This is a genomic window from Subtercola sp. RTI3, assembly GCF_035018625.1.
In the GTDB taxonomy this organism is placed as follows: Bacteria; Actinomycetota; Actinomycetes; order Actinomycetales; family Microbacteriaceae; genus Subtercola; species Subtercola vilae.
On sequence record NZ_JASJXO010000001.1, the window covers coordinates 191,756 to 215,814 of the forward strand.

The following is a 24,059-nucleotide window of genomic DNA, read 5'->3' on the forward strand; positions in this document are numbered from 1 at the left end:
CCACTGAGAGGCCGCCCCCTCGAAATTCAGAATGTGCGAGCGTAGCGTCGACCTCAGAAGGAGGCCGAGATGCCCGCACAACACCGCACGCGACTGCTCGTCAGCGCCGGGGTGCTCCTGGCCGCGGTGGCGCTGGTCGGTGCAGTCAGTCTGTCGAACTCGCGGGTGGCGTCAGCACAAGGCACCCACCCCGCGGTTTCGGTCGTCGAAAGTGTACAACCGCCGCTCGCTCCCCCGGCCAATGCTCCGTCGGTCGCCATCCCTGACGTGACAGCGTCGCCCGTCGCCACCGCAGAAGCCGTATCGGCGGGGGCGGCAGCAGCAACCGATCCCGTCGTCGTGGCCATCGGCGACTCGATCATGGACGGCCACGGCGTCGACCCCGACCAGGCCTGGCCTGTGCTGCTGGCAGACCAGAACACGTGGCAGTTCGCCGACCTGGCAACCGACGGCACAGGGTTCGTGCGGCTCGGCAACGACGCGAACACCTTCGAAGCGCAGGTCACTGAGGCCATCGGCCTCGACCCCTCGGTCGTCATCATCTCGGCGAGCAGCAACGACCTGGGTGAAGACAATGCCGACATCGCCGACGCGAGCACGAGCGCTCTCGAGCAGCTGCACACCGCTCTGCCCCAGGCCCAGATCATTGCGCTGAGCGCATTTTGGGGCGACACTGCGGTGCCCGAACAGCTGCTGCAGATCGATTCAGACCTCGACAGCGCTGCTCAGAACGTTTCGGCCTCGTACGTCGACATCGGACAACCGTTGGCCGGGCAACCCGATCTGATGCAGAGCGATGACGTGCATCCGACCGCCGACGGGCTGCACGTGCTGGCGTCGGCGATCGGTACTGACATAGCAGGCGTTATTTCTCACTGACGGGAAAGTCGTCGACGCCGAGGGCCAGAGCCTGGGCGCGGCGTGCCCGCATCGAGGGCGCCGCGAAGGCACCGAGTATGGCGAGAACCGCAACGGCGGCGCAGACCCAGAATCCGATCGTGAACGCGTCGTTCTGTGGCAGGCCCTGCGGCGAACTGTGCGACGAGATGAGTGCGGCGATCACGGCTGTGCCGATGCTGCTGCCGATGGTACGCGAGATTGTGTTGACGCTGATCGCTTCGCCCGTCTGCGTGGCGGGAACGCTCTCGATGATGGCATTCGAGGTCGAAGCCAGCGCCAATCCGATGCCCGCGCCGGTGAGCAGTCCCGAGACCACGATCTGCCAGATCTGGCTGTGGTCGATGGCGGGCAGAATGAAGGCCGCCGTGACGAAGACCGAGCCGAGCAGAAGGGGCGGTTTGGGGCCGGTTCGACGAACCAGAATGCCGGCGACGGGACCGAAGACGATCATCATCAACACCGTGGGCAGCAGGTAGAGCCCTGCCGCTGACACCGATTCGCCGAACCCGTAGCCGGTGGCGGTGGGCAGTTGCAAGAGCGTGGGTACGAGCACGAACGTACCGAACATGGCAAAACCGAAGACGAGTGCGACCACGTGAGCCGTCCACACCCCCCTGACCTTCATCAGGCGCATGTCGACCAGAGGTTCTTTCACCCGCAACTCGACAAACACGAACACGACGAGCACAATCACGCCCAGCGCGATGAGGCCGAGCGTCTTGCCGTCGCCCCAGCCCCAGTTCTCGCCCTCACTGATGGCCAGCAGCAACGAGACGAGGGAGACACCGAGGATGCCCGCCCCCAGCACATCGAGACGACCCGGTTTCTTCACCGGCGACTCGGGCATGCCGAAGATGACGCCGGCCAGTGCAATGACGATGAGCACAGCCGGAAGCCAGAACAACCAGTGCCACGACAGGTTCTCGACGATGGGCCCGGCAGCCACGATTCCCACGCCGGCGCCGATTCCGAAGATCGCCGACAACAGGCCGATGGTCACGCCGACTTTGTCACGGGGCAACTCGTCGCGAACGACACCGATCGAGAGAGGCAGAATCGCGCCCGCAGCGCCCTGCAGCGCCCGGGCGACGATGAGCACGCCGAGGTTCGGCGCGAGGGCGGCGAGCAGCGTTCCGACCAGCAGCAGCGAGAGCACAACGATGAGAATGCGGCGCTTGCCGACCATGTCGCCCAACCGCCCGAAGATCGGCGTGAGCACGGCGGCCGACAGGAGGTAGGCGGTCAGGATCCACGACGCGTCACTGGTCGAGACGGTGAGGTCTCGGCCGATCGTGGCGAGGGCGGGCGCCACCAGCGACTGCAGTACGGCAAATGAGAGGCCCCCGAGCGACAGATAGATGACAATCAACGTGGTGTTGGGGCGGCGCTTGGTCAGCACCCCTGACACGCCCGTGGCCGGACTCTGAACGGTGGATGACATGGCTCTCCCGACGCGTGTAAACAAATGCTGACTTATGAAGCGTAACTATTTTCCACGACAAGTCAATACGCGTTTACTTATCACGCCGTGACCGGTACGGTGGCGAAGGGGCTCTTTAGAGCCCGACGCACACACGAGCGCGCACGCACGCGAAGGAGCGAAGACCATTTCCACCCCCCCGGCAGCACCGAAACAACGTGACGCCGAAGCCACCAGCCGACTGCTGCTGCACGCCGCCCGCCGGCGCTTCGCCCGCGACGGCTACTCGGCCACGACCGTTCGCGACATCGCAGCCGACGCCGGCGTCAACGTGGCACTCATCAGCCGCTATTTCGTTTCGAAAGAGGGCCTGTTCGAGGCCTGCCTGGCCCGTGTTGGCGAAGAATTACGACGCCCCGACACCGAGCCCGCCACGATCGAGAACATCATCACGACGATGATCTCGCAGATCGCCGACTCCCCCAACGGCGAGCAGGCGCTGCAACTGCTTCTGCTGCTGCGCTCGTCGGGTGACGAAGCCGCCGACCTCATCCGGCAGAATACGCTCGCCTCGTTCGCCGAACGCATGGCTCTAGCGACCGGATGCTCCACCTCAGCCGCACCCGCAGACCACCTTCTGCGTGCACAGCTCGCCATCGCCGCGGTAATGGGTGTCGTTCTCATGCGTACCTCGACGGGCCTCGAGCCGCTCTCGTCTGCGACGGCAGAAGACCTGCACACGCCGATGACAGAACTGCTCTCGGCCCTGTTGAAGCACTAGGTTGACGCCTTAGTACAGCCCTCCCGACGGATGCAATGCCACCAGCGCGGCGTCGGCCTCGACGATGCGGGCACCCTTCAGTACGGTGGTGACGGCCGGCATGAACTTGAACGACTGGGCTGGGCGCGACGTCGTGCCGGTGAGAGTGCACTTCGCTTCGCTCAATGACACCGGAATCGCCGCTTCATAGAAGAGCACGTTGCCTTCGGCGTACACCCGCAGCTCGACCGGCACCGATGTGCGGCCGCACTTCAGCGTGAGAGCGAAAGCGTCAGTCGTCGAGCCTCGCCCGATGTTCTGCACGAAGCCCATCATTTCGACGGTGCTGTCGGTCGAGGGGAACGCGTCGGGAACTGTGAACGTGACGGTCGACCCGCCAGTTTCAACCGGAGGTGCGGCGGGGCTCGCCTCAGCGGCCGTCGCCCCGGTCACGACGAGGGCGCAGATGGCCGCGCCTACCAGGGTCGCGGCAGAGAGGCGGGCGGGCAGGGTGGAGATCGACATGGGAGTCCTTTCGAGTGTCTTACTCGAGAGACGCGCGAAAGCTCATTTCCTTACGCTTGTTTGCGATATGACGGCAGATTGCGAAACAACTGCGAGTGCGAGTGCGGCCCGATGAGGGCTCCGCCTCACGGCTGCCAGTACTACGTCAGCGACGCGCGCAGATTCGGGGTGGCCCGCAGTGCGCCATTCCTGTCAATTGCGAGCACGTCGAGCGGCCAGGTTCGGGTGACCAGGTCGAGAACGCTGTGACCGCCGGCCAGAATGGCGGTGGCGAGCACATCGGCGGTGACGATGTCTGCGGCGAGAACAGTGACCTGAACGAATTCGGCCAGCGCACCGGTGCGCCAGATGTGTTCTCCTCGTTCGGCGGTTCCCGATGTCGCGACGGCTCTCCAGCCAGGCCCTGTTGGTACGGAGCCCAGAAGCTGCTGCCGGTCACGAGGGTCGACGATGCCGACCTGCCACGGGTCGCCGCCGCCGGCGAGCACATCACCGCCCACGTTCAGGAGCCACCCCGTTGGGCTGAGCTGGTCGAGAAGCGGTGCGGCCGATGCCATTGCCTGGGCTTTGACGATGCCGGAGAGGTCGATGACACCGTCTGGCCGGTGCGGAGTGAACGCTCCACCGGTCAGGTTTCGCCAGCCGATGGCCTGTTCGTAGGCGTCGCGTAGCGTGGTCGAGGCTGCGGTGAGGGGGAGATCAGCCCGAGCGACAGCGCTCAGTTCGGAGTCGGCCCGATAGAGACTGAACCTCTCGTCGAGGGCTCGGAACACCTCCTCCAGAGCGTCATAGTCACCGCCCCCTCCCCCACCGCTGACACACGTGCGCAAGCGGATGCTGACCACGGTGCCCATCGCCTGGAACGTGTGCGTGCGCATCACATTTTGGCCTGGTCGAGCGCGGATTGCAGCGATTGGAGATACCCGTCAGTGGTGTACGTGGCACCGCTCACCGAGTCGACGTTCGCGGACTGCGCGGCCAGCACTTCTTTTCGAAGAATGGGGGCAGCCTGGTTGCTGATCTGAACAGAACGACCACCGTCGTCGGTGAGGTGCAGCGGGGTCACGTCTGTGATCTTTCCACCGCTCACGGTGATCTGCACTTGAACCGTTCCGTACCGGGTACTGACTGCAGACCCCGTGAACGCACCCTGGGTGGCTGCCGGAGTGGCAGCAGGCGCTGCGGCAGCGGGCGCAGCGGGCGCTGCGGGCGCTGGTGCAGTTGTCGTCGATGACTGCGCCGCGGGCGCTGTCGTCGGCGCAACGGCACTGCTCGCCGGCGCTGCCGTTGCCGCGGGCGCCGCCACGGGCGCCGCGCTGACCGCCTGAGGAGCATTCGCGGCCTGAGATTGGGTGCCGATCTGCCAGCCCAGAAGAATAACGGCGCCAGAGGAGACAATGCTGGCGGCAACGGCACGCCGCCTCATGAGCCGAACCTCTCGATGTGAATCTGGCGTTCGGGCATGCCGGCGTGCCGGGCATCGGCGACGACTTCATCGGCCCACGCGGCCGGCCCACAGATGAACAGGTCTGACTCGTGCAGGTGCGGGAACGTCGATTCGAGGGTGACGTTGTTCGCCAGCGCGTGCGCAGACATCCAGGTCGGGTAGTTGGCGGGCCTGTGGCCGAGCATCGAGAACGCGGTGGCGTTCGTATTGTGGGCGATCTGGCCGATTTCGTGCCAGAGGTACTGTTGGCTCTCGTCGGTGCCACGCAAGAGGATGCTCGCCTCCCCCGGTCGCAGCGTGGCGTGTTCGAGCATGGCCCGCACCGGGGTGACGCCGATACCAGCGGCGATCACCGAGAGGTAAGGAGAAGTTCTCGCCTGGTCGGTGAAGATACCGTACGGACCTTCGATCGAGACAAACGTTCCCGGCCGCAGCCGGGTGAGCCGTGAAGTTCCTCGGCCGAGCTCCCGCACGGTCAGTCTGACCGAGCGGTCGGTGGGCATTGCAGAGAAGGAGATGGGGTGTGCGTGCCACCAGGTGCGCCACGACCAGAACCGCCAGATTGCGTACTGCCCGCCTGAAGCGCCGAGCCTGCGAAGATCAGCGCCTGCGAGCTGCAACGACACCACTCCCGGGGCGACCTGGTCGATTCGTTCGACGCGGAGCCGGTGCCGCAGTGTTCGAGCGACGGGCACCGCAAACCGGAACACGGCGATCGCGCCGAACGCCACACAGTACAAGCCGAGCCAGTACACGCGTTGCAGAGTGCCGTCGGCGAGAACACCGCCGATGCTGAGTTGGTGCGGCAGTGCCACGAGAACCGCAAGATAGCTGAGCAGATGGATCAGGTGCCACGCTTCGTATGCAAAGTGGCGGCGAACGGCGACAACCGAGGTGACGACCACAACAATCAGCAGCGCGGTTGCGATATACGCGAGCAGGAGGTCGTTTCCGAGCCCGAAGAAACTGATCGTTTCTGCAATGACGTTCGTGCCGTCTTGCACCGAATAGCCGATGGTGAGCAGTACACCATGGCCGAGAATGAGGTAGAGCGCTGGTTTGCCGAGACGTTTGTGCAGGGCGATGGCGCGGTCTTGCCCAACGGTTCGGTCGATCCAGGGAACCCGTGCGGCCAGCACCAGCATCAGCAGAATGAGGTCGGTGCCCGCGAGCCCCGTGATGATTCCTGTTGCAGTGATGATGCCGCCGGGGCTGGTGAATTGACTTGCTCCGCTGTAAGCGAGGTACAAACCGACCGACACAGCGACAGAGAGCCAGCACAGCACGCCCATCAGGTCTGCAGCACGCGCCCGTGAACGGTAGTTTCGTGCCCGTTCCCGAGCCGCAATCATCGTTTCCCGGCTCAGCTGGGCGGGCGATGTTCTGCGGTGCGAGGCTCGGGGGTGATGCGCAGTGCTCGTGGCCACCGTGTGCTCCCTGTCTCATCAGACACGGCAACCCCCTGCGGGTCAGACGGTCTGTGTCATCTCAGAGCTTGTCGGCAGTTCTCGGGTAGACGGTGAGCAATCAGTATGAAACCTGTTCGAGACTTCATACGTTGTCGATCAGAACTTCGACCGTCAGGCCAGAGGGGTGACGGTTTGCGAGAGTGACACTCCCTTCGGCTCGGGTCACGATGCTGTGCACCAACGCCAGTCCGAGGCCACTGCCGGAGAGGCCGGATGATTGCGCGGTGTCGGGTTGGCTGAACCGGTCGAACGCATGCGGAAGAAACTCCTCCGGCATCCCTGTTCCCTCGTCGTCGACTCTCAGGTGCAGCGCGCTGGCGGTCTGGCTCAGCGAGACCACAATGTTTCCGGCCCCCCGGGAGGCGTTCAGAGCATTGATGAGGAGGTTGTCGAGCACCCGCCCGAATGCTGTCGGTGACAACGCGTACCGCTGGTCGGGTGAGACGATATCGTCTTCGAACTGGATGTTCTCGTGCCCCACTCCTGCCATCATCCGGGCCCGGTCGATGGCGCCCATCAGCTCGGTGACAAGCTCTGTCGCAGTTGCTGTCTCAGAGGGTAGCTGCCTGTTCTCGGCGGCGTCGAGGCGCGAGAGTTCCAGTAGATTGCTGGCCAATCGGGAGAGCCTGGACAAGGATGCTTCGGCGCTGAGGAGGTCGTGTTCGAGCGCGACGGCATCGCCGAAATGAGTGTGGGCCAATTCGAGTTGCGTGGTCATGACGGCGATGGGGGTGCGCAGTTCATGGCTGGCGTCGGAGATCATCTGCTTCTCGCGCACCGACGTGTTTCTGACCCGGCTGAGAAACGTGTTCAGGGTCACGGCGAGGGCTGCGACTTCGTCGTCGGCCGGGCCCACCGGGAGTCCGTCTGTGGTGTTGGTCTCGCTGAGCGCTTCAGCGGCTGCCCTCATTTTCTTCACGGGTCGAAGCGCAAGCGTGGTCAGCAACCACGCGGCCAGTGTGAACGCGATGAGGATGCCCGCAAGGGCGACCGCGAGCCGCCGATCGACTTCGTTCACGGTGAGGTCGCTGGTCGCGCTGCTGCGAACGGCCCACAACTGCCACACCCCGGTTGAGGTCGCGAGGCTCTTTCCGACCACCGTGAACTTTCCGGCATCGCTCGGCACCGTGAACGTGTCGTCGCCGGAGGGATGGTGTTCGAGTGCGCCCCGCAGACTCACGGGCACGGTATCGATGCGGTACGCACCGGCTGGATCTTTGATCAGCACCAGTATGCCGGCTGCGGGCTGATCGGGAGTTTCATCGGGGTTGTTTCGAATATCGGACATGAACGCTTCGAGATCGCTGGTCGCGAGCGTACGGTCGGACTGGGTCGTGACGGTCAGCATCTGAAAGTGGATGCCCACCCCCACCAGAAACAACAGCACCGCCGCGACCAGGGCGCTGCCGAGGGTGATGCGCACGCGGATCGAGAGGGAGCGCATCACGTGGCCGCGGCGGTCGACGCCGCATCGATACGGTACCCAGAACCGCGAACGGTGCTGATGGTCACGAGAGCATGTGCTGTTTCAAGCTTCTTTCGCACATAGCTGATGTACTGGTCGACAAGCGTGGGCTCGAAGAACTCGGCTGACCCCCACACCTCTTCGAGGGCCTGTTGACGAGAGAAGACCGACCCGGGCTGGGAGACCAGAAGTCGAAGCAGAGCGAATTCCTTCAGGCTCAGCGAGACGGTCTTGCCGTCGACGGTTGCGCGCACGACTGCGGTATCGAGCATCAGGTTGCCGACTCCGAGGGTGCTGGTGCCGCCAGCGGTGTTCCGGCGGATGTGGGCTCGCAGGCGGGCATTCAGTTCGGCGATGGCGAACGGTTTGGTGAGGTAGTCATCCGCTCCGAGATCGAGCCCGGTGACCCGGTCTTCGATGCCATCGCGTGCCGTGAGCAGAATGATCGGGAGAGTGTTGCCGGATTCCCGGATGCGGCGACACAGCTCGAACCCTGTCATCTTGGGCAGCATCACATCAATGGCGGCCGCAGAGAAATGGGTGTGCCGCAGAGCGATCAGAGCATCGATGCCGTTGGTGACAAGGTCGATGGTGTGACCCTCTCCCACCAGCCCCCGCTCGATCAGGGCGCCCATCTGCGGATCGTCTTCGACTACGAGAATTCGTGCCATGCCGTCTCCAATGGATGCCTGTGAGTGGTGTTGGTTCAGTGTCACAGGTCTCGTGGGTCTAGGCGATTCCCGACGTGCCGAGCAGCGACCCGATCAGGAAAGTTGCCGCAAGCGCTAACACTCCGCCGATCACGACCCTCAAGGTGGCCCGAACGACTCGGGCGCCCCCGAGAATCGCACCGGTGATGCCTGTCGCCGCCAGAGCGATGATCACGACGATGAAGGTGATCGGGATGCGTGCCGGTTCGGGCGGCAGCAGAATGGCCAGAAGGGGCAGGATTCCGCCGAGGAGGAACGAGAGAGCGGATGCCCCCGCTGCGCTCCACGGGCTCACGACGTCGTTCTCGTCGATGTTCAGTTCCATCGCCAGGTGGGCTTTCAGTGCATCTCGCTGAGTGAGCTCGAGTGCGACCTGTTTCGCGGTCTCTGCCGAGAGCCCCTGATTCTGATACATGCCCGCGAGTTCGTTGAGTTCGCCGGCGGGGTCGTCGTGCAACTCCGCTCGCTCCTTCTCGATCAGGGCGTGCTGTGAGTCTCGTTGGCTGCTGACGGACACATACTCGCCAAGAGCCATGGAGATGGCACCGCCGACGAGGGCCGCAGAACCGGCTGCGAGGATGACCGGGGTCGATGTGCTGGCACCAGCGACACCGACCACGATCGCTGCGACCGAGACGATGCCGTCATTGGCGCCCAGCACTCCGGCGCGGAGCCAGTTCAGTCGCCCGGCGAGGCTCCCGGCGTGGGGCTCGTCATCGTGGTGTGCAAAAGAAGATTCAGCGGATGCGGTACTCATGTGCACACCATAGGCAGATGCGGTTTGCGAATACTAGGACGGACAGGCTACCCTTGCCGACCCAGCGGCGGGGTGCTGGCCACCCCAATGGTGAAGTCGTCGAGGTTGGGCAGGGCCTCGCTGAGGTTCTGTTCCGCGCGCCGAACAATGACGTCGGCGGCTGACAGCGCAATTTCTCCCACCTGGATTCGGGCCGCACCCTGAAGCCGGTGGCCCACCCATCGGAGCTGCATCCTCTGAACCGAAATCACTCCGGTGGTGTCGAGCAGAGCTCGTTCGGCCCGGTCGAGGAGGTCGGGGTCAATGCCATCCATGAGTCGGCGACCGATGCTCCGCACGGTGCCCCAGAGCAGGATCAGAATCGATATCGCTATCAACAGACCGACGATCGGGTCGGCCAGGGGGAACCCCAGCATCACACCAATGGCACCGATGACGACAGACAGCGATGTGAATCCGTCGATTCGCGCGTGCACTCCGTCGGCGACGAGAGCGGCGGAGCCGATTTGTCGGCCGACGCGGATGCGGTAGATGGCGACGGCCTCGTTGCCGGCGAACCCGATGATGCCAGCGGCAACAACCCAGCCGAGATTCGAGACGGTCTGCGGGTGGAAGAACCGGCCGATCGCCTCCCAACCGGCCACGACCGCTGACAGCGCGACGACGGCTACGATGAACAGCCCGGCGAGGTCTTCGGCCCGGCCGAAACCGAACGTGTAGTGCCGGGTCGCCAGACGCCGGGCCAGAACGAACGCGATCCAGAGCGGAACGGCGGTCAGGGCATCGGAGAAGTTGTGGATCGTATCGGCGAGCAACGCGACAGAACCGCTGACCAGGAAGACCCCGAATTGCAGCACCGTCGTGCCGAGCAGCACGAACAAGCTGATCTTCAGCGCACGCACTCCCGCGGTACTGGCCTCGAGCGCGTCATCGATGGAGTCTGCGGCATCGTGACTGTGCGGCACGAAGAGCCCGTAGAAGAACGCACGGATGCCGCTGGGGTGACGATGGCCGCCATGGCCGTGGCCGTGCTCGTGGCCGTGGCCGTGGCCGTGCTCGTGGCCGTGCTCGTGGTCGTGCTCGTGGTCGTGGCCGTGGCCGTGCTCGTGCTCGTGCTCGTGCTCGTGGGGATGCTCGTGGTCGTGAGCGTGCGGAGTGTTCACTTCTGTTCGGCCTGCGGGTGGTGGTGCCGAGGGGTGGTGCCGAGGGTGTGTTCTGCCTGAAAGATCGCGTCGGAGACGAGGGCGGATGCGTGTTCGTTCTCAAGGCGGTAGAAGACGCGTTGGCCGTCTTGCCGGGCGGCAACGATGCGCGCGAGACGAAGCTTGGCCAAGTGCTGCGAAACTGCGGCAGGGCTCTTGTCGACGAGCTCAGCAAGCTGGTTCACCGATCGTTCGCCCTCTCGAAGTGCCAGAATCAGTCGCACCCGGGTCGCGTCAGCGAGCATGCTGAAAATCTCTACGGCCAATTCAACGTAGTTGCTGTCTGGTCTTCTGCCGCATACCCGCGCATCTGCATCCATACGCAGATCATGACATGACAGACCGCATGAGCAAAATCGCGGCCTGCCCGCAAACCGGTCGCCTGACGCCGCATTCCGTGGTTGACGAAACGTCATGATGAGAGCAGGCTACAAAGCGTGGGGTACGAAATACACGAGACGCGGGGAGAGACAGAATGGCTGAACACGCTCTGCAGTGGCGAATCGACTTCGCCGACGCCAACCTCGCACTGCTGAATGTCGATGTGGGCGACGCGGCCGTGCGCGATCTGGTCACGCGCGTGGCGGTGGGCGGGCTCAGCTGCGACGAGGCGGTTGCCATGACCGCTGCTCGTTATGGCACTCGCATTGCGCCTCGACAGGCACCCGTCATCCATGACTTCGACGACTATCTCGTACCCGGTTCACTCACGCTCGCGAGCCGCATCGTCGACGACGCGCACCCCTTCGGCATCGTCGACGCTGACCAGTTTCGCATCGTCGAACTCGAGATATCGCGCCTCAGACTGGTCGAGCTGGCCGGCGACCCGGTACTGGGGTACTTCGACTACGAACATCTGAAGAGCATCCATCGCCGCCTCTTTCGCGACATCTACAACTGGGCGGGCCAGCAACGCGTCGGGCCAGAGACGTCGATGATTCGGTTCGCACCCGATACCGTCGAGCACGGGCCGGGCGACCCCGACGCGCCACTGATGAAATATGTCTACTACCCGGGCCCCGAAGTGGCTGAGGCTGCCTCGATGCAGTTCGCCCAACTGCAGTACTTCCGTCGGCGAACCGACCTGCCCCGAGCCGAACGCATCGACCGTATCTCAGAGTCGGGCGGCGAACTGCAGTCGGTGCATCCGTTTAGGGATGGCAACTCACGAGCCATGACCGCGTACTTCATCGAGTACCACAACTCGATCGGATTCGAAGTCGACCCGGCCGACTTTCTGATGGGCAAGCCGCTGCGCGAACAGATGATCCACTCGTGGTACCACTACCAGGCCACGGGGTCACACCGGCCTCTGAACGACACGCTCGACACCGCGCTTGACCCGGGAGTGGCTTCGCGCGAGAAGGTACTCGGCGACTGAGTCAGGGTCGGCTGCGGGCATCCTCTAGCCGAAATGTGCTCGTGGGAATGCTATCGACGAGGTCGACCGCGATGACCGTCGCCTCGTCTTCGGTGAGCTGGTGGCGCACGACGAGTGAGGCGAGGTGGCCCGCGTCGATGCGGCGGCTGAGGTCGTGCCTGGCCCCGATGGAGCACAGGGCACGAGTGTCGTCGATGAAGCCGGAGGTCTTGTAGAAGCCGGCGCTGTCGGTGGCCGCTTCGCGAAAGCGTCGCATTGCGTCGGGGGTATCGAGAAACCACCAGGGCGCCCCCACGAACACGCTCGGGTAGAAACCGGCCAGCGGGGCGATGTCGCGCGCGAAACTGGTCTCGTCGACGGTGAAGAGAACGAGCCTGAAGGCGGGGTTGGTGCCGAAATGGTTGAGAAGGGTCTGCAGGGGCCTCGTGAACTCGGTACTGACGGGCAGGTCGTGCCCGGTGTCGGGCCCGAACCGATCGAACGTGGCGGCGTGGTGGTTGCGCAGTACCCCCGCGTGCAACTGCATCACGAGGCCGTCATCGGCCGACATCTCGGCCATGCGGTAGAGCATGTTGCGGCGATACGCCGTGGCGTCGGCCTCTGAAATGGGGCCACTCAGTGCCCGCCGATGGATGCCCTCCGCAGCCCCCTCGTCGAGCGGAACGGCCCACGCGTCGACGACCCCCGAGTCTGTCGAGGTGGCCCCGTGGCGGGCGAAGTACTGGCGTCGGTCTCGAAGCGCGGCCACCACTCCGCGGTAGGTGGAGGTGTCGATGCCCGATGCCTCAGCCAGCGCCTCGAGAGATGCGGGCCAGCCGGCCTCAGACGGGTCGAAGTATCGGTCGGCGCGAAAGGTGGGAACGACGGCTGCGCGCACGCCCGGGTGCAGCGCCAGGGCCTGGTGGGCACCGAGGTCGTCTGCGGGAGCGTCGGTGGTGGCGAGCACGTCGATGCCGGAGCGGGCCAGCAGGCGGCGGGGCGAGAATTCGGGCAGCGCGAGCTTCGCCGAGAGCTCGTCGTACTGGGCGTCTGCATTGGCCTCCGACGGCTGTTCTTCGAGGCCGAAGACGCCGGCCAGCTGGTCGTCGAGCCAGTACCGCACGGGTGTTCCGGCGAGCTTCGGGTACACGCGGGCGAGCTCGCGCCAAGCCGCGCGGCTGCGGGCATCCTGCGCTGCCGTGGGGCCTGGAGCGAGTGCGGGCACCGCCGGGCCCGTTCTGGCCCCTGCTCTTCGGTCTGCTGCCGGGTCTGACGGGTCGAGCCCCAGCGCGTCGAGCCCGACACCGAGACTGTGCAGCAGCCGCGTCACGTAGTGGTCGGGGGTGATGAATAGCTCGGCGGGGTTGGCGAACGGGCGATTCGTTACGAACAGCGCCGGGTCGACGTGGCCGTGCGGGGAGACGATCGGCGCATCGGCAACCGTCGCGTAGAGCCGTCTCGCGACAGCCCTCGTGCTGGGGTCTGCCGTCAGCATTCTGTCGGGGTGCAGTCGCAGCTCAGGCATCGTGACCACCGATTGGTGCGGGGCCGGTCGAGTGCCGGATGACCAGATGTGTGCCGATCGTGACAGCCTGGCGCCGCGGCGCGGCAGACGGGTCGAACAGGCCGAGCAGCAGCGAAACGGCCGCGCGCCCAGCCTGTTCGATGGGAGCGGCGATGGTGGTGAGCGCGGGCGAGCAGAAGTCGGTACCGAAGATGTCGTCGCACCCCACCACACTCATCTCGGCGGGAACCGCGACCCCGCGCTCGGCCAGGCGGCCGAGAATGCCGATGGCGAGCAGATCGTTGTACGCGATACAGGCCGTCGCGCCGCTGTTGATGGCCGTATCGGCGGCGGCCACTCCCGACTCCCGGGTGGGCCGAAACGGGCGGGTGACCGCCACGTCGACACCGAGCCGCTCCCCCGCCCGCTGCACGGCAGCCAGCCGCCGGGTGTTCGACCACGACTCGGCGGGGCCCGACACGTAAAGGAGCGAGCGGTGACCCAGCGACACGAGGTGTTCGACGAGAGCCTCGAACCCTGTCGGAGTGTCGACGATGGTGCTCGCGACGCCCGGGGTTTCACGGTTGAGCACCACGAGAGGCACACGGGCCGCCACGGTGATGAGCTGTTCGTCGGTGAGCCGCGACGCGGTGAGAACAACACCGTCGACCGTGCCGAGCAGCTTCTGCAGGGTCTGCCACTCCACGTCGCCTGACTCCTCGGTGTCGACGAGTACCTGCAGGTAACCCGCCGCCGCGAGCTGGCGCTGGGAACCACGGATGATCTCCGTGAGAAACGGGTTGCCGATGTCGGGCACGAGCAGCGCAACCACACCGAGACCGTCGGCCGGAGTGCCGGAGCGTCGCGCACGCGCCAGCCCGGCCTCAGCAGCGGCAGCCAACGATTTCGACTTTGCGGCCGAGGGCGGCAGGTAGCCGAGCTCGCTCGCAATCCGGCCAACGTGCTCGCGGGTGCTCGCGCGAACCCGCTCCGGGTTCGAGAGTGCCCGCGACACCGTCGACGTGGCCACCCCGGCGGCCAGCGCTACGTCGTGAATGGTCACGGTGCGCCGACGAACCGTGTTCGATGCGGGCATGAATTGTCTCGTCTCGTCGTCGGTTGAGTCTCAGCTGCACTGTATTCGAGTCTGGCAAATAATGGCAACCATTGATGCAACGTTGCCTTCTGTCCTAGGGTGAGACCCAGCACTGCTTGCACTGCCACCCGCCGCCGCCCGTTCGCCCGAGGAAGAAATGCCCCGTCTCACCCGCTCGTCGGTCTCCGCTCTGGCCGCCGAGGTGCGCATGGTGCATCTCGGGCTGGGCGCGTTCCATCGTTCGCACCAGGCCTGGTACACGCAGCATGCGTCAGATTCGTCACCGACGCCAGAGGGCCTTGCCACACCGGGAGCCGGCGGCTCGGTGCCCAGCGGCACCGAGCCGTGGGGCATCCACGGTTTCACCGGTCGCACCGCGCGGGCAGCCGAACAGTTGACCGCCCAGGACGGCCTGTACACGCTGCTCACCGCCTCACCCACCGCGGTCACTGCCGAGGTGATCGGCAGCATCGTGGCGGCCACCGACGGCGGAGACGCCGTGCGGTGGAGGGCAGCCGTCAGCGACCCGCGGGTGTCGGTGCTGACCCTCACGATCACCGAAGCGGGCTATCACACCACACCCGACGGCACGCTCGATCTGACCGACGCGGCCGTGCGCGACGACATCGCCCGCCTGAAAACGGGGGCACTCCCCCACACCGGCATCGCTCGCCTGCTCGACGGTCTCATCGCCCGCCGCGCGGCCGGCTCGGGCCCGCTGGCCGTAATGAGCTGCGACAACCTCGTCTCGAACGGCGAGCTCACCCGAGCAGCCCTCACCGCACTGGCCGAGCAGACCGACTCTTCGATGGCCGACTGGATGCACGAGGGCGTGTCATTCGTCTCGTCGATGGTCGACCGCATCACTCCCGCCACAACCCCCGCCGACGTCGTCGAGGCCCAGCGCATCACGGGGTTCGACGACGAGTGCCCAGTGATGACCGAAGACTTCACCGAGTGGATCTTCGAAGGCGACTTTCCCGCAGGCCGCCCCGACTGGGAGCGCTCCGGCGCCCGCCATGTGAGCGACGTTCGCCCCTACGAACAACGAAAGCTCCGCCTGCTCAACGGCGCCCATTCACTGCTGGCCTACACAGGTCTCGCCCGCGGGCACTCGAGTATCGACCAGACGATGGGCGATGCGTTCTGCCGACAGGTGCTCGAACAGTTCTGGGCCGAGGCGAGGCCCACCGTCACCGGCGACGCCGGCGACCTGGGTGCGTTCACCGACCGCTTGGTCGAGCGGTTCGAGAACCGCCGCATCGTGCACTCGCTCGCGCAGATCGCCCGTGACGGCGAGCAGAAGATCGCCATCCGCGTGCTGCCGGTACTGCGGTTCAACGCCGCGAACGGCGGTGAGCTGGTCGGGGCGGCGATGGCGCTGGCCGCGTGGATCAATTTCACTCAGACCGCCGCCTCGCCGACCGCGGCCGATTGCGACCACTCAGCAGAACGTGTTCTTGAGCGCATCGCACCCGACCTGGCCGGGCAGACCGCGGTGACCCATGCCGTCGCTGATGCGCTGACCGAAATACGATCATCCAACCGAACGAAGGCAGCCTCATGAAGATCACCCACGCCGACGTCATCGTCACGAGCCCCGACCGGAACTTCGTCACACTCAAACTGACCACCGATGACGGACTCACCGGGCTCGGCGACGCCACCCTCAACGGGCGGGAGCTCGCGGTGGTCGCCTACCTTCGCGAGCACATCGTGCCGTTGCTCATCGGCCGCGACGCGCACGCCATCGAAGACACCTGGCAGTTTCTCTACCGCAGCGCATACTGGCGTCGTGGGCCCGTGACGATGGCGGCCATTGCAGCGGTCGATGTGGCCCTGTGGGACATCAAAGCCAAGGCGGCCGGCATGCCGCTGTACCAATTGCTCGGTGGGGCATCCAGAACCGGCCTGCTCGCGTACGGCCACGCGTCGGGCAAGACCCTCGACGAGCTGTTCGACAGCGTGCGGCAGCATCAGGAGAAGGGCTACCGGGCCATTCGCGTGCAGACCGGGGTGCCCGGCCTGAAGTCGATCTACGGCATTGCCTCGAATGCCACGTTCGAAGCCAACACCGGCGTGCGGTACGACCACGAACCGGCCCAGCGCGGGGCCCTGCCGGCTGAAGAAGACTGGGACACCCGCAGTTACCTGCGGCATGTTCCGACGGTGTTCGAAGCGGTGCGCAACGAATTCGGCCCCGAGCTGCCGTTACTGCACGACGGCCACCACCGCATGACGCCGATTCAGGCAGCGCAACTCGGCAAGTCGCTCGAGCCGTACGACCTGTTCTGGCTCGAAGACGTGACCCCGGCCGAGAACCCCGAAGCGCTGCGGCTGGTGCGCCAGCACACCACCACCCCGCTGGCCATCGGCGAGATCTTCAATACCGTGTGGGACTATCAGCAGATCATCCGCGAGCAGCTGATCGACTACGTGCGGAGCGCCGTCACTCACACCGGAGGAATCACCCACCTCAAGCGGGTGCTCGAGTACGCGGCGCAGTACCAGATCAAGTCGGGCATGCACGGGCCCACCGACATCTCACCGGTGGGCATGGCGGCGGCGATGCACCTGGGGCTGAGCATCCACAATTTCGGCATTCAGGAGTACATGCAGCACGGCGACAAGACGAACAGCGTCTTCGAGCAGTCGTTCACCTGGAGCAACGGCCTGCTGCACCCCGGCAACAAGCCCGGCCTCGGCGTTGACCTCAACGTCGACGAGGCGGGCAAGTACCCCTATGAGACGGCGTACCTGCCCTACAACCGGCTCGCCGACGGCACCGTTCACGACTGGTAGCCGTAGTGCCGACTCCTTCGGGAGTCAGGTACGCCTACCCGGTGAAGGTGGCACCGAAGACAGAGCGCAGGTGGGCGCCGACCGCATCGAAGTTCTCGTCGATGTACGCGTTCACGGCAGCGCGAGCAGCGTTCGCGCCACGGTCGACGAGATACTGCGCCTCGATGCGCCGGGCGAGGGTGGGCGCGGCCCGCACACGGCCCGCCTGGTCGGGGCTCGAGAGGTCGGGCAGCGCGGCGAGGTCATCCAGAGCCAACCGCTCGAACAGCCAGCAGATGTCCCAGAGCGGGCTGAACGAGGGCTGGTCAAGCGTCTGGCGAACGGCGGCGGTTTCGAGGTAGTACGACGAGACGCCGAGGCCTGTGCGGTACTTCCAGGCCAGCAGCAGCCGGATGCTCGCCCGCAGGCTGCCCTCATCGAGCCGGTCAATCAGCCGCTGCCTGGCCCCGGGCCGAACAGCCACCCAACGCCGGGCCGCATCGGGCAGCAGCACGATCTCGCCAGCGGAGTCGGCCAGAGACAGCGGCGCCGCCCTCCGCTGCTCGAACGCCGGAATCAGCCGCAACCCAGGCGAATCGGGCTGGTCGATGAGAACCGAGTCGCCCGCCGGGCTCTGGCGCGCGGCCAGCAGGCCCTCTGGCAGCGACTCGGTCACCAGTTCTACGGCGCGGGCCAGCGACGTCGGTTTTGCCGAGAACACGACCAGGCTGTCGAAGCGGCTGTAGCCACGAACTTCGGTGCCGTGCTGAAACGAGCCCACGTCGACAAGACGGGTGATCGACGCAACCGAGCCGAGCTCGGCGGCGACAGAGTCGCGCACCTCGGTGAGCCGACGGCGCTCCTCTGCCGGAACACGCAGCGACTCGTCGAACTCTGCAAAAACGCCTTCGATGTCGGGTCTCACAATGCACTCAGCGTACGCCGGTCGAACCGCGGGTATTGCACCCCCGAGGGCGTGAGGTCAACCCGTTTGTTCGTCGTGGTCGCCCTGAGAAGATATTTCTCATGAGGCACCTTCACTACGTCGACGGAACCCTGGTTGTGAGTTTCACCGTGTGCGAGGCGGTATTCCACTATGCCGCGGCTCTCACCCGAGCAGGTCAGGCTGACGTTGTGACGATTCCTGTGCTCTGGCACGGCCGGCGGGCCGAATCGAACCTTGTTCTCGGCCCGGCGAGCCAGCTCTACTGCACCCCGGCAGACGAGTACCCCGAGAACATCGACCTCAACGATGCCGCACTCGTGGCCGAGCTGCACAGGCGAGCACGGGCCCTCGGACCGCGGGCCGCGGTGCCGACGCCACACGCCGAGGTCAGTGCAGCCCGTATCGACTTCGATGAACGAGCCGAGAACCTCGGGCATCCGGCGGCCTAGAAAAACGACGTCACTCGTTGAGTTGCGTGCAACCTAATTGTGCACAATGTGTTAGAGTTTCATCATGATCCCGAGCGAAACCCCCACCCTGTCGCTCGACGAACAGATCTGTTTCGCCCTCTACAGCGCCTCTCGTTCGATCACGTCACGGTATCGCGAACTGCTCGACCCTCTGGGGCTCACGTATCCTCAGTACCTCGTTTTCGTGGTGCTCTGGCACGAGGGCGCACTGAGTGTCTCGCAGCTCGGTGAACGCCTCGCCCTCGACTCCGGCACCCTGTCGCCACTGCTGCGCCGCCTCGAGAAGAGTGGTCTCATTGCTCGCGAACGCGGCACCGCCGACGAACGTGTTGTCATGGTCTCGCTGACGCCGAGCGGCAGTGATCTGCGGGCCGAGGCGGCGGGCATTCCAGCCGCCATCTGCGCCTCGACAGGTCTGCAACTGCCCGAACTGCAGGCGCTCACCCAGCAACTGGCGAGCCTCACCGATCACGTGCGTTCGACGCCGCCGCGCTCGACGCCCGCACGCTCTACTTCTCTTCGTTCCGCTCCGTAACAGCTCCACCCCAACCCAAAGGAAGTAACAATGCCCACACGCACCGCACGCACCGCTTGGAATGGCAGCCTCGAGACCGGCGCCGGCCAGGTCGAGCTGTCAAGCTCGAAGATCGGCACCTACGACGTGTCGTTCCCGAAGCGCGCCGCTGATGACGCCAACGGCTTCACCAGCCCCGAAGAGCTGCTCGCCGCAGCCCACTCGGCCTGCTACGCCATGCAGTTCTCGGCCGTACTGGGAGCAGCCGGCGGCACCGTTGAAGCGCTCGACGTCAAGGCCGACGTGTCGCTCGGCGCCGACCCGGCCGGCGGATTCCGTCTCACTGCCATTCACCTCACGGTGCGCGGCGAAGTGACCGGTATCGACGCTGACGCGTTTCTCGCCGCGGCCAACGAGGCCAAGACGGGCTGCCCCGTCAGCAAAGCACTGACCGGTGTCGAGATCACGCTCGACGCACAGCTCGACGAGTAACCGAAGTACCACCACCAGCTCAGATCCATCACAGTTGAACGCCGGGGGTGCGCCACGCAGACAAAACTGCCGGGCGCACCCCCTTCTTCTGTGAAGCGTCTGCCATCCAAGATAGAACTATGAATCCGGTTGAAGCACTGAACGAGATCGCGTTCCGGCTCGAGTTCGAACGGGCGCCCCAGTTCAAGGTGCAGGCGTTCCGCCGGGCATCCGCCATCGTGGCGGCGCTGGCACCCGACGAACTCGCCGAGCGCGCTGCTGACGGGCGGCTGAAGAACACCAAGGGCATCGGGGCGAGCACCTTCGAGGTGGTGAGCCAGGCGCTCGGCGGCGATGTGCCCCACCGGCTCGAGAAACTGCGCGCTGACGCGGTCGAGATTCTGAGCGAAGAGGGGCGGGCATTGCACGCCCAGATTCGCGGAGACCTGCACTCGCACAGCGACTGGTCTGACGGAACCACCTCCATTGATCTGATGGTCGAGGCCGGCCGGATGCTCGGTCGGCACTACCTCGCCCTCACCGACCACTCCCCCCACCTCACCGTGGCGCACGGGCTGACGGCCGAGCGGCTGACAGAGCAGCTGGCGGTGGTCGAGAGCATCAACGCGGGCGGCGGCTCTACTTCGACCGACCTCACTTCTGCCGACTCCGCGTATGCCTCCGAACCCCTCCGACTGCTCACCGGCATCGAAGTCGACATTCTCGACGACGGGTCGCTCGACCAGACGCCTGAGCTGCTCGAACGGCTCGACGTGGTGGTGGCGAGCATCCATTCGCACCTGCGGGTCGACTCACGCACCATGACCGACCGGATGCTCGGGGCCATCGCCGACCCGCACACCAACATTCTCGGCCACTGCACCGGCCGTCTCGTCGAGGGTAGCCGCGGCACCCGCCCGCCCTCGGAGTTCGACGCCCAGCGGGTGTTCGCCGCCTGCGCCGAGAACGACGTGGCCGTCGAGATCAACGCCAGGCCCGAACGGCAAGACCCGCCCGATGAGCTCATCGCACTGGCGCTCGAGGCTGGCTGCCTGTTCAGCATCGACTCCGACGCGCACGCTCCGGGTCAGCTCGCCCTGCTCGACTACGGAATTGAGCGGGCGGCGCGGGCGGGCATCGCGGCCGAGCGCATCATCACGACGTGGCCGCTCGAACGGGTACTCGCATGGGCCTCATGAGGGCCCCGTCTACGACTTTGTGTGTACGAACACGTCGTTCGCGGGGCGGATGCCATGGCCCCGCTGCACTCGTAGTGTTACCTGAACAACGAGCACTCTGAGCGTGAGCACCCACCCAGCACCACGAACAACCAGCACCTGAACCAGCACCACAAGCACCAGAGACAGAGGAACCCCCGTGATCGACACCCTGCACGACCTGCTTCGAGACGGAGTGGCTGCCCTCGCTCTCTGGAGCGCAGCATCACTGCCGCTCGCTGTACTGGTGGGCCGCATCATCACCGCACGTGATCGCCCCGCAGGTGGCAGCACCGCGCACAACCGCGTCGATGCCCGCTCGACGCGTCGGTTCTGACGGGGGCTGGCGCACTGTGACGAACAGAAGAACCCCGGCTGAATCAGAAGAGACGGCCGATGGCGACCGCGTCGGCGTCTCTGGCGAACTCACCCGCGACCGGTATGTCGGCTCGGTCGACCTGACGCACTGGTACACGCCCGTCGGGCGCGGTGTTGCGCGAACCGTCGACCGGGCATCCACTCGACTGGGGCCGAATGGCTCACTCATTCTGACGCTCGTGATCGGCCTGCTGATCGCCCTGGCACTCAGCGTGGCCGCCGCCCAGGTCTACGACGGTGTGACCGACGCCGAGGGCGTTGCCGGCCTCGACCAGCCGCTGCTGAACTTCGCCCTCACCCTTCGTTCACCCTGGTTCGACACCCTCGCAACCGGGTACACCGACATCGCGGGCCCCATCGGCATGCCCATCGTGGCGGTCGCCGCGCTGCTGCTGCTCTCGATCAGCCGCCGCTCATGGACCCCGGTCATTCTCATCGTGGCGGCCGGCAGCGGCTCGCTGCTGATGACCATCGCCGGCAAAGACCTCATCGGCCGGGTGCGGCCGCCACTTGCCGACGCGGTGCCGCCCTACGAGTACTCCCCCTCGTTTCCGAGCGGGCACACGCTGAATGCCGTGGTGGTGGCCGGCATCATCGCCTACTTGATTCTGCTGCGCCAACACAGCCCCCGCACCCGCGTACTCACCGTCTCGCTGGCCGTCTTCTTCGCACTCACTGTAGGGCTCAGTCGGGTCTTCCTCGGGCACCACTGGTTCACCGATGTTCTGGCCGGCTGGATGCTCGGGGCGGCCTGGCTCGCCCTCATCATCACCGCGCATCGGTTGTACCTCACCACCCGCCGCCACCGCGCTCAAGGCGTAGTGAGCGCGTAGTCATCCTGGCGGGGTCGACGTGCCACTCTGGCGGGCCGCCAACGCTGGGAGGTCGACCTCGCGGAGGGCCCGCATGCGCTGGTCGCGCTCGGCGGAGTAGTCGGGTGCGGCATCCACCCCCGCCACGGCCTGGAGGCGCACTTCGATGGCGCGACTCAGCTCAGACCAGGCCCACTTCTGTGATGAGTCAACCGCCTCGGCGACGAACTCTGTGTCGTCGTGCAGACGCGCGAGTTCCGTCGCAAGCGACGAATACGTGACGCGCCGCTGGGTGAGCCACTGAAAGTCGGCCACCGAGCGCGACTTCGTGAACTGCGGAGGAAACTCGAGCATCAGCCGCTTCATGTGCTCGGCCATGGTGGCCTGTTCGAGAGAGAGCAGGCGCAGCTCGTTTCTGACGAAGGCGGCAATCTCCACGGGGTCGTAGTCGATGGTGTGCATCAAGGCGCCCACGATGATGTGGTTCATGGTGGCCATGGTGAGAGCGGTACGCGACATCAGTACGCCCTCATCGACCGCGCGGCCCACAGCGTGGCGGCTCACCGGGAAATACAGCGAGCGGACGCGCTTCGGCTTCACACCCTTGGGCCGCTTCGGCTTCTCGCCCTTCGGGCGTTTCGGCTTGCCGTTCTTGGCTGACATAGCTGAACACTAATACGCGAAGTTGCCCTCACCTGCCCGGCACAGCAGACTGAAGACACCGGATCGCAACTGAGTCTTCCGTCGGCCGCTAAGGAGCACACCATGACCGAACCGAACGATTCCCGCGTGGGCCTGTACATCGACTTCGACAACATCGTCATCTCGCGGTACCAGCAGCTGCACGGGCGCAACGCCTTTCAACGCGACGGTATCCGCGACTTCGTGACCTCGGGTGCCGACGCTGACCCCGACATCGCCGCCCGGCTGAAGGCGGCCACGGTGAACTTCGACGCCATCATCGACTTCGCTGCGTCGTTCGGCACCATGGTGGTCAACCGCGCCTACGCCGACTGGTCGGTACCCGTCAATGCGAGCTACCAGCGCCAGCTGATGTCTCGCGCGGTCGACCTCACCCAGCTGTTCACCACGACAACCCGGGGTACAAAGAACGGCGCAGACATCCGGCTGGCCGTCGACGTGGTCGAAGACCTGTTTCGGCTGCCCGACCTGACCCACATCATCATTGTCGCGGGTGACTCCGACTACATCGCCCTCGCCCAGAAGTCGAAGCGGCTCGGCCGATTCGTGGTGGGAATCGGCGTTGCCGGCTCGACCAGCACGTCGCTCGCCGCCGCGTGCGACGAGTTCGAGGACTACGACTCGTTGCCCGGAATCGAGAAGATCGACCCCAGCGTCTCGACATCGACCACGAACTCAGGCAGGGGCCGCGGCTCGTCTGCGGCGAAGTCGTCGACGACCTCTTCGTCGGCGGGATCAGCTGGAGTGGCCGGATCAGCCGACGACAGTGACGCTGCCGCCGCCGCGGCGCCGACGAAGAGCCGCCGCGTATCGACCATTCCCATGTTCTCGCACACCGACGATTCTCAGTTCGACGATGCTGAACCGGCTGACGACATCGACCCGCAGACCGTCGCCACCGAACTGCTGATGCGCGCCCTGCAGATCGGGCACGCGAAGGGAGACGCCGATGAGTGGCTGAACACCGGCACTGTCAAGAACCAGATGCGTCGCATGGATCCGTCGTTCAACGAGAAGCCGCTCGGCTTTCGGTCGTTCACCGACTTTCTCGCGTCGCACGACGACATGGCCGAACTCGCCGACGACGGCCCGCAACGGTTGATCCGCCTGCGCCCCGGTACGGGAACCGGCTCCGCGGCCTGACGTCGGCGAC

26 protein-coding genes are annotated in these 24,059 nt (G+C 65.5%); 12 read left to right on the forward strand and 14 right to left on the reverse strand.

Annotated elements, in window-relative coordinates; translation table 11 throughout:
- Nucleotides 1-69 precede the first annotated feature (69 nt).
- Nucleotides 70-879, forward strand: coding sequence for an SGNH/GDSL hydrolase family protein (locus tag QN358_RS01005; protein ID WP_323511222.1), 810 nt, complete (start codon nt 70-72; stop codon nt 877-879).
- On the opposite strand, the gene QN358_RS01010 is transcribed toward QN358_RS01005, so the two are convergent.
- Nucleotides 866-2,341: an MFS transporter gene (locus QN358_RS01010; RefSeq protein ID WP_323511224.1), complete on the reverse strand. Its 1,476-nt coding sequence runs from the start codon at nt 2,339-2,341 to the stop codon at nt 866-868. The two genes, QN358_RS01005 and QN358_RS01010, sit on opposite strands and share 14 nt — an antisense overlap.
- A 226-nt stretch (nt 2,342-2,567) precedes the next feature.
- Here QN358_RS01010 and QN358_RS01015 point away from each other — a divergent pair, with 226 nt between their 5' ends.
- Nucleotides 2,568-3,101 carry a TetR family transcriptional regulator gene (locus tag QN358_RS01015; RefSeq protein ID WP_272898602.1) on the forward strand — a complete coding sequence of 178 codons (534 nt, stop codon included), beginning with the start codon at nt 2,568-2,570 and terminating at the stop codon, nt 3,099-3,101.
- A 9-nt stretch (nt 3,102-3,110) separates the two neighbouring features.
- Here the strand turns inward: QN358_RS01015 and QN358_RS01020 are convergent, their stop codons facing one another.
- The 9 genes from QN358_RS01020 to QN358_RS01060 form a co-directional block, all read right to left on the reverse strand.
- Nucleotides 3,111-3,605 (reverse strand): hypothetical protein, encoded by a 495-nt coding sequence (locus QN358_RS01020; protein ID WP_323511225.1) that lies wholly within the window; start codon nt 3,603-3,605, stop codon nt 3,111-3,113.
- Between the two features lie 140 nt (nt 3,606-3,745).
- The gene (locus QN358_RS01025) at nt 3,746-4,483 is read right to left on the reverse strand and encodes an FAD:protein FMN transferase (RefSeq protein ID WP_136640392.1); all 738 of its coding nucleotides are present in this window, start codon (nt 4,481-4,483) and stop codon (nt 3,746-3,748) included.
- Nucleotides 4,483-5,031 carry an FMN-binding protein gene (locus QN358_RS01030; RefSeq protein ID WP_136640391.1) on the reverse strand — a complete coding sequence of 183 codons (549 nt, stop codon included), beginning with the start codon at nt 5,029-5,031 and terminating at the stop codon, nt 4,483-4,485. Before QN358_RS01030 ends, QN358_RS01025 begins: the two co-directional genes overlap by 1 nt.
- On the reverse strand, nt 5,028-6,314 hold the full coding sequence (locus QN358_RS01035; RefSeq protein WP_323511227.1) for a ferredoxin reductase family protein: 1,287 nt from the start codon (nt 6,312-6,314) through the stop codon (nt 5,028-5,030). Before QN358_RS01035 ends, QN358_RS01030 begins: the two co-directional genes overlap by 4 nt.
- Before the next feature lie 289 nt (nt 6,315-6,603).
- Nucleotides 6,604-7,965 carry a HAMP domain-containing sensor histidine kinase gene (locus tag QN358_RS01040; protein ID WP_323511229.1) on the reverse strand — a complete coding sequence of 454 codons (1,362 nt, stop codon included), beginning with the start codon at nt 7,963-7,965 and terminating at the stop codon, nt 6,604-6,606.
- Nucleotides 7,965-8,657: a response regulator transcription factor gene (locus QN358_RS01045; RefSeq protein ID WP_136640388.1), complete on the reverse strand. Its 693-nt coding sequence runs from the start codon at nt 8,655-8,657 to the stop codon at nt 7,965-7,967. Before QN358_RS01045 ends, QN358_RS01040 begins: the two co-directional genes overlap by 1 nt.
- A gap of 58 nt (nt 8,658-8,715) precedes the next feature.
- Nucleotides 8,716-9,453: a VIT family protein gene (locus QN358_RS01050; RefSeq protein WP_323511231.1), complete on the reverse strand. Its 738-nt coding sequence runs from the start codon at nt 9,451-9,453 to the stop codon at nt 8,716-8,718.
- Between the two features lie 47 nt (nt 9,454-9,500).
- Nucleotides 9,501-10,616, reverse strand: coding sequence for a cation diffusion facilitator family transporter (locus QN358_RS01055; RefSeq protein WP_323511233.1), 1,116 nt, complete (start codon nt 10,614-10,616; stop codon nt 9,501-9,503).
- Complete coding sequence (locus QN358_RS01060; RefSeq protein WP_136640385.1) at nt 10,613-10,975, reverse strand: ArsR/SmtB family transcription factor; 363 nt, start codon at nt 10,973-10,975, stop codon at nt 10,613-10,615. Before QN358_RS01060 ends, QN358_RS01055 begins: the two co-directional genes overlap by 4 nt.
- Before the next feature lie 155 nt (nt 10,976-11,130).
- On the opposite strand from QN358_RS01060, the gene QN358_RS01065 reads away from it, so the two are divergent.
- Nucleotides 11,131-12,036, forward strand: coding sequence for a Fic family protein (locus tag QN358_RS01065; RefSeq protein WP_323511235.1), 906 nt, complete (start codon nt 11,131-11,133; stop codon nt 12,034-12,036).
- Between the two features lies 1 nt (nt 12,037).
- Here the strand turns inward: QN358_RS01065 and uxaC are convergent, their stop codons facing one another.
- Nucleotides 12,038-13,540, reverse strand: coding sequence for a glucuronate isomerase (uxaC, locus tag QN358_RS01070; RefSeq protein WP_136640383.1), 1,503 nt, complete (start codon nt 13,538-13,540; stop codon nt 12,038-12,040).
- A complete protein-coding gene (locus QN358_RS01075) occupies nt 13,533-14,615 on the reverse strand; it encodes a LacI family DNA-binding transcriptional regulator (RefSeq protein WP_323511237.1) in 1,083 nt (360 codons plus the stop codon). The genes uxaC and QN358_RS01075 overlap by 8 nt, the downstream gene beginning before the upstream one ends.
- Before the next feature lie 157 nt (nt 14,616-14,772).
- Between QN358_RS01075 and QN358_RS01080 the strand changes: the two genes are divergently transcribed.
- Nucleotides 14,773-16,182 (forward strand): mannitol dehydrogenase family protein, encoded by a 1,410-nt coding sequence (locus QN358_RS01080; RefSeq protein ID WP_136640381.1) that lies wholly within the window; start codon nt 14,773-14,775, stop codon nt 16,180-16,182.
- Complete coding sequence (gene manD / locus QN358_RS01085) at nt 16,179-17,417, forward strand: D-mannonate dehydratase ManD (protein WP_136640380.1); 1,239 nt, start codon at nt 16,179-16,181, stop codon at nt 17,415-17,417. Before QN358_RS01080 ends, manD begins: the two co-directional genes overlap by 4 nt.
- A gap of 34 nt (nt 17,418-17,451) precedes the next feature.
- Here manD and QN358_RS01090 read toward each other — a convergent pair whose 3' ends face one another.
- Nucleotides 17,452-18,321, reverse strand: a complete 870-nt coding sequence (locus tag QN358_RS01090) for a hypothetical protein (protein ID WP_136640379.1) — start codon at nt 18,319-18,321, stop codon at nt 17,452-17,454.
- Nucleotides 18,322-18,422: 101 nt separating this feature from the next.
- On the opposite strand from QN358_RS01090, the gene QN358_RS01095 reads away from it, so the two are divergent.
- The 6 genes from QN358_RS01095 (at nt 18,423) to QN358_RS01120 (ending at nt 22,225) form a co-directional block, all read left to right on the forward strand.
- Nucleotides 18,423-18,791: a hypothetical protein gene (locus QN358_RS01095; RefSeq protein WP_136640378.1), complete on the forward strand. Its 369-nt coding sequence runs from the start codon at nt 18,423-18,425 to the stop codon at nt 18,789-18,791.
- 64 nt (nt 18,792-18,855) lie between these two features.
- Complete coding sequence (locus QN358_RS01100; RefSeq protein ID WP_136640377.1) at nt 18,856-19,347, forward strand: MarR family winged helix-turn-helix transcriptional regulator; 492 nt, start codon at nt 18,856-18,858, stop codon at nt 19,345-19,347.
- 30 nt (nt 19,348-19,377) lie between these two features.
- Nucleotides 19,378-19,818, forward strand: a complete 441-nt coding sequence (locus QN358_RS01105; protein ID WP_136640376.1) for an OsmC family peroxiredoxin — start codon at nt 19,378-19,380, stop codon at nt 19,816-19,818.
- Between the two features lie 119 nt (nt 19,819-19,937).
- Nucleotides 19,938-20,996 carry a PHP domain-containing protein gene (locus tag QN358_RS01110; protein ID WP_136640375.1) on the forward strand — a complete coding sequence of 353 codons (1,059 nt, stop codon included), beginning with the start codon at nt 19,938-19,940 and terminating at the stop codon, nt 20,994-20,996.
- Nucleotides 20,997-21,174: 178 nt separating this feature from the next.
- The gene (locus QN358_RS01115) at nt 21,175-21,351 is read left to right on the forward strand and encodes a hypothetical protein (protein ID WP_161580304.1); all 177 of its coding nucleotides are present in this window, start codon (nt 21,175-21,177) and stop codon (nt 21,349-21,351) included.
- A 16-nt stretch (nt 21,352-21,367) separates the two neighbouring features.
- Nucleotides 21,368-22,225 carry a phosphatase PAP2 family protein gene (locus tag QN358_RS01120; RefSeq protein ID WP_237280200.1) on the forward strand — a complete coding sequence of 286 codons (858 nt, stop codon included), beginning with the start codon at nt 21,368-21,370 and terminating at the stop codon, nt 22,223-22,225.
- On the opposite strand, the gene QN358_RS01125 is transcribed toward QN358_RS01120, so the two are convergent.
- On the reverse strand, nt 22,226-22,867 hold the full coding sequence (locus QN358_RS01125; RefSeq protein WP_136640373.1) for a hypothetical protein: 642 nt from the start codon (nt 22,865-22,867) through the stop codon (nt 22,226-22,228).
- A 102-nt stretch (nt 22,868-22,969) separates the two neighbouring features.
- Between QN358_RS01125 and QN358_RS01130 the strand changes: the two genes are divergently transcribed.
- Nucleotides 22,970-24,049, forward strand: a complete 1,080-nt coding sequence (locus tag QN358_RS01130) for an NYN domain-containing protein (RefSeq protein ID WP_136640372.1) — start codon at nt 22,970-22,972, stop codon at nt 24,047-24,049.
- Nucleotides 24,050-24,059: the final 10 nt, after the last annotated feature.

What these genes read in the sequence shown, in the direction of transcription:
- QN358_RS01040 (WP_323511229.1), bottom strand. Translation starts at nt 7,965, where the DNA reads ATGCGCTCCCTCTCGATCCGCGTGCGCATCACCCTCGGCAGCGCCCTG.
- QN358_RS01125 (WP_136640373.1), bottom strand. Translation starts at nt 22,867, where the DNA reads ATGTCAGCCAAGAACGGCAAGCCGAAACGCCCGAAGGGCGAGAAGCCG.
- QN358_RS01065 (WP_323511235.1), top strand. Translation starts at nt 11,131, where the DNA reads ATGGCTGAACACGCTCTGCAGTGGCGAATCGACTTCGCCGACGCCAAC.
- QN358_RS01080 (WP_136640381.1), top strand. Translation starts at nt 14,773, where the DNA reads ATGCCCCGTCTCACCCGCTCGTCGGTCTCCGCTCTGGCCGCCGAGGTG.
- QN358_RS01130 (WP_136640372.1), top strand. Translation starts at nt 22,970, where the DNA reads ATGACCGAACCGAACGATTCCCGCGTGGGCCTGTACATCGACTTCGAC.
- QN358_RS01105 (WP_136640376.1), top strand. Translation starts at nt 19,378, where the DNA reads ATGCCCACACGCACCGCACGCACCGCTTGGAATGGCAGCCTCGAGACC.
- QN358_RS01100 (WP_136640377.1), top strand. Translation starts at nt 18,856, where the DNA reads ATGATCCCGAGCGAAACCCCCACCCTGTCGCTCGACGAACAGATCTGT.
- QN358_RS01045 (WP_136640388.1), bottom strand. Translation starts at nt 8,657, where the DNA reads ATGGCACGAATTCTCGTAGTCGAAGACGATCCGCAGATGGGCGCCCTG.
- QN358_RS01020 (WP_323511225.1), bottom strand. Translation starts at nt 3,605, where the DNA reads ATGTCGATCTCCACCCTGCCCGCCCGCCTCTCTGCCGCGACCCTGGTA.
- QN358_RS01075 (WP_323511237.1), bottom strand. Translation starts at nt 14,615, where the DNA reads ATGCCCGCATCGAACACGGTTCGTCGGCGCACCGTGACCATTCACGAC.
- QN358_RS01060 (WP_136640385.1), bottom strand. Translation starts at nt 10,975, where the DNA reads ATGGATGCAGATGCGCGGGTATGCGGCAGAAGACCAGACAGCAACTAC.
- QN358_RS01010 (WP_323511224.1), bottom strand. Translation starts at nt 2,341, where the DNA reads ATGTCATCCACCGTTCAGAGTCCGGCCACGGGCGTGTCAGGGGTGCTG.
- QN358_RS01025 (WP_136640392.1), bottom strand. Translation starts at nt 4,483, where the DNA reads ATGCGCACGCACACGTTCCAGGCGATGGGCACCGTGGTCAGCATCCGC.
- QN358_RS01050 (WP_323511231.1), bottom strand. Translation starts at nt 9,453, where the DNA reads ATGAGTACCGCATCCGCTGAATCTTCTTTTGCACACCACGATGACGAG.
- QN358_RS01110 (WP_136640375.1), top strand. Translation starts at nt 19,938, where the DNA reads ATGAATCCGGTTGAAGCACTGAACGAGATCGCGTTCCGGCTCGAGTTC.
- uxaC (WP_136640383.1), bottom strand. Translation starts at nt 13,540, where the DNA reads ATGCCTGAGCTGCGACTGCACCCCGACAGAATGCTGACGGCAGACCCC.
- QN358_RS01030 (WP_136640391.1), bottom strand. Translation starts at nt 5,031, where the DNA reads ATGAGGCGGCGTGCCGTTGCCGCCAGCATTGTCTCCTCTGGCGCCGTT.
- QN358_RS01095 (WP_136640378.1), top strand. Translation starts at nt 18,423, where the DNA reads ATGAGGCACCTTCACTACGTCGACGGAACCCTGGTTGTGAGTTTCACC.
- QN358_RS01005 (WP_323511222.1), top strand. Translation starts at nt 70, where the DNA reads ATGCCCGCACAACACCGCACGCGACTGCTCGTCAGCGCCGGGGTGCTC.
- manD (WP_136640380.1), top strand. Translation starts at nt 16,179, where the DNA reads ATGAAGATCACCCACGCCGACGTCATCGTCACGAGCCCCGACCGGAAC.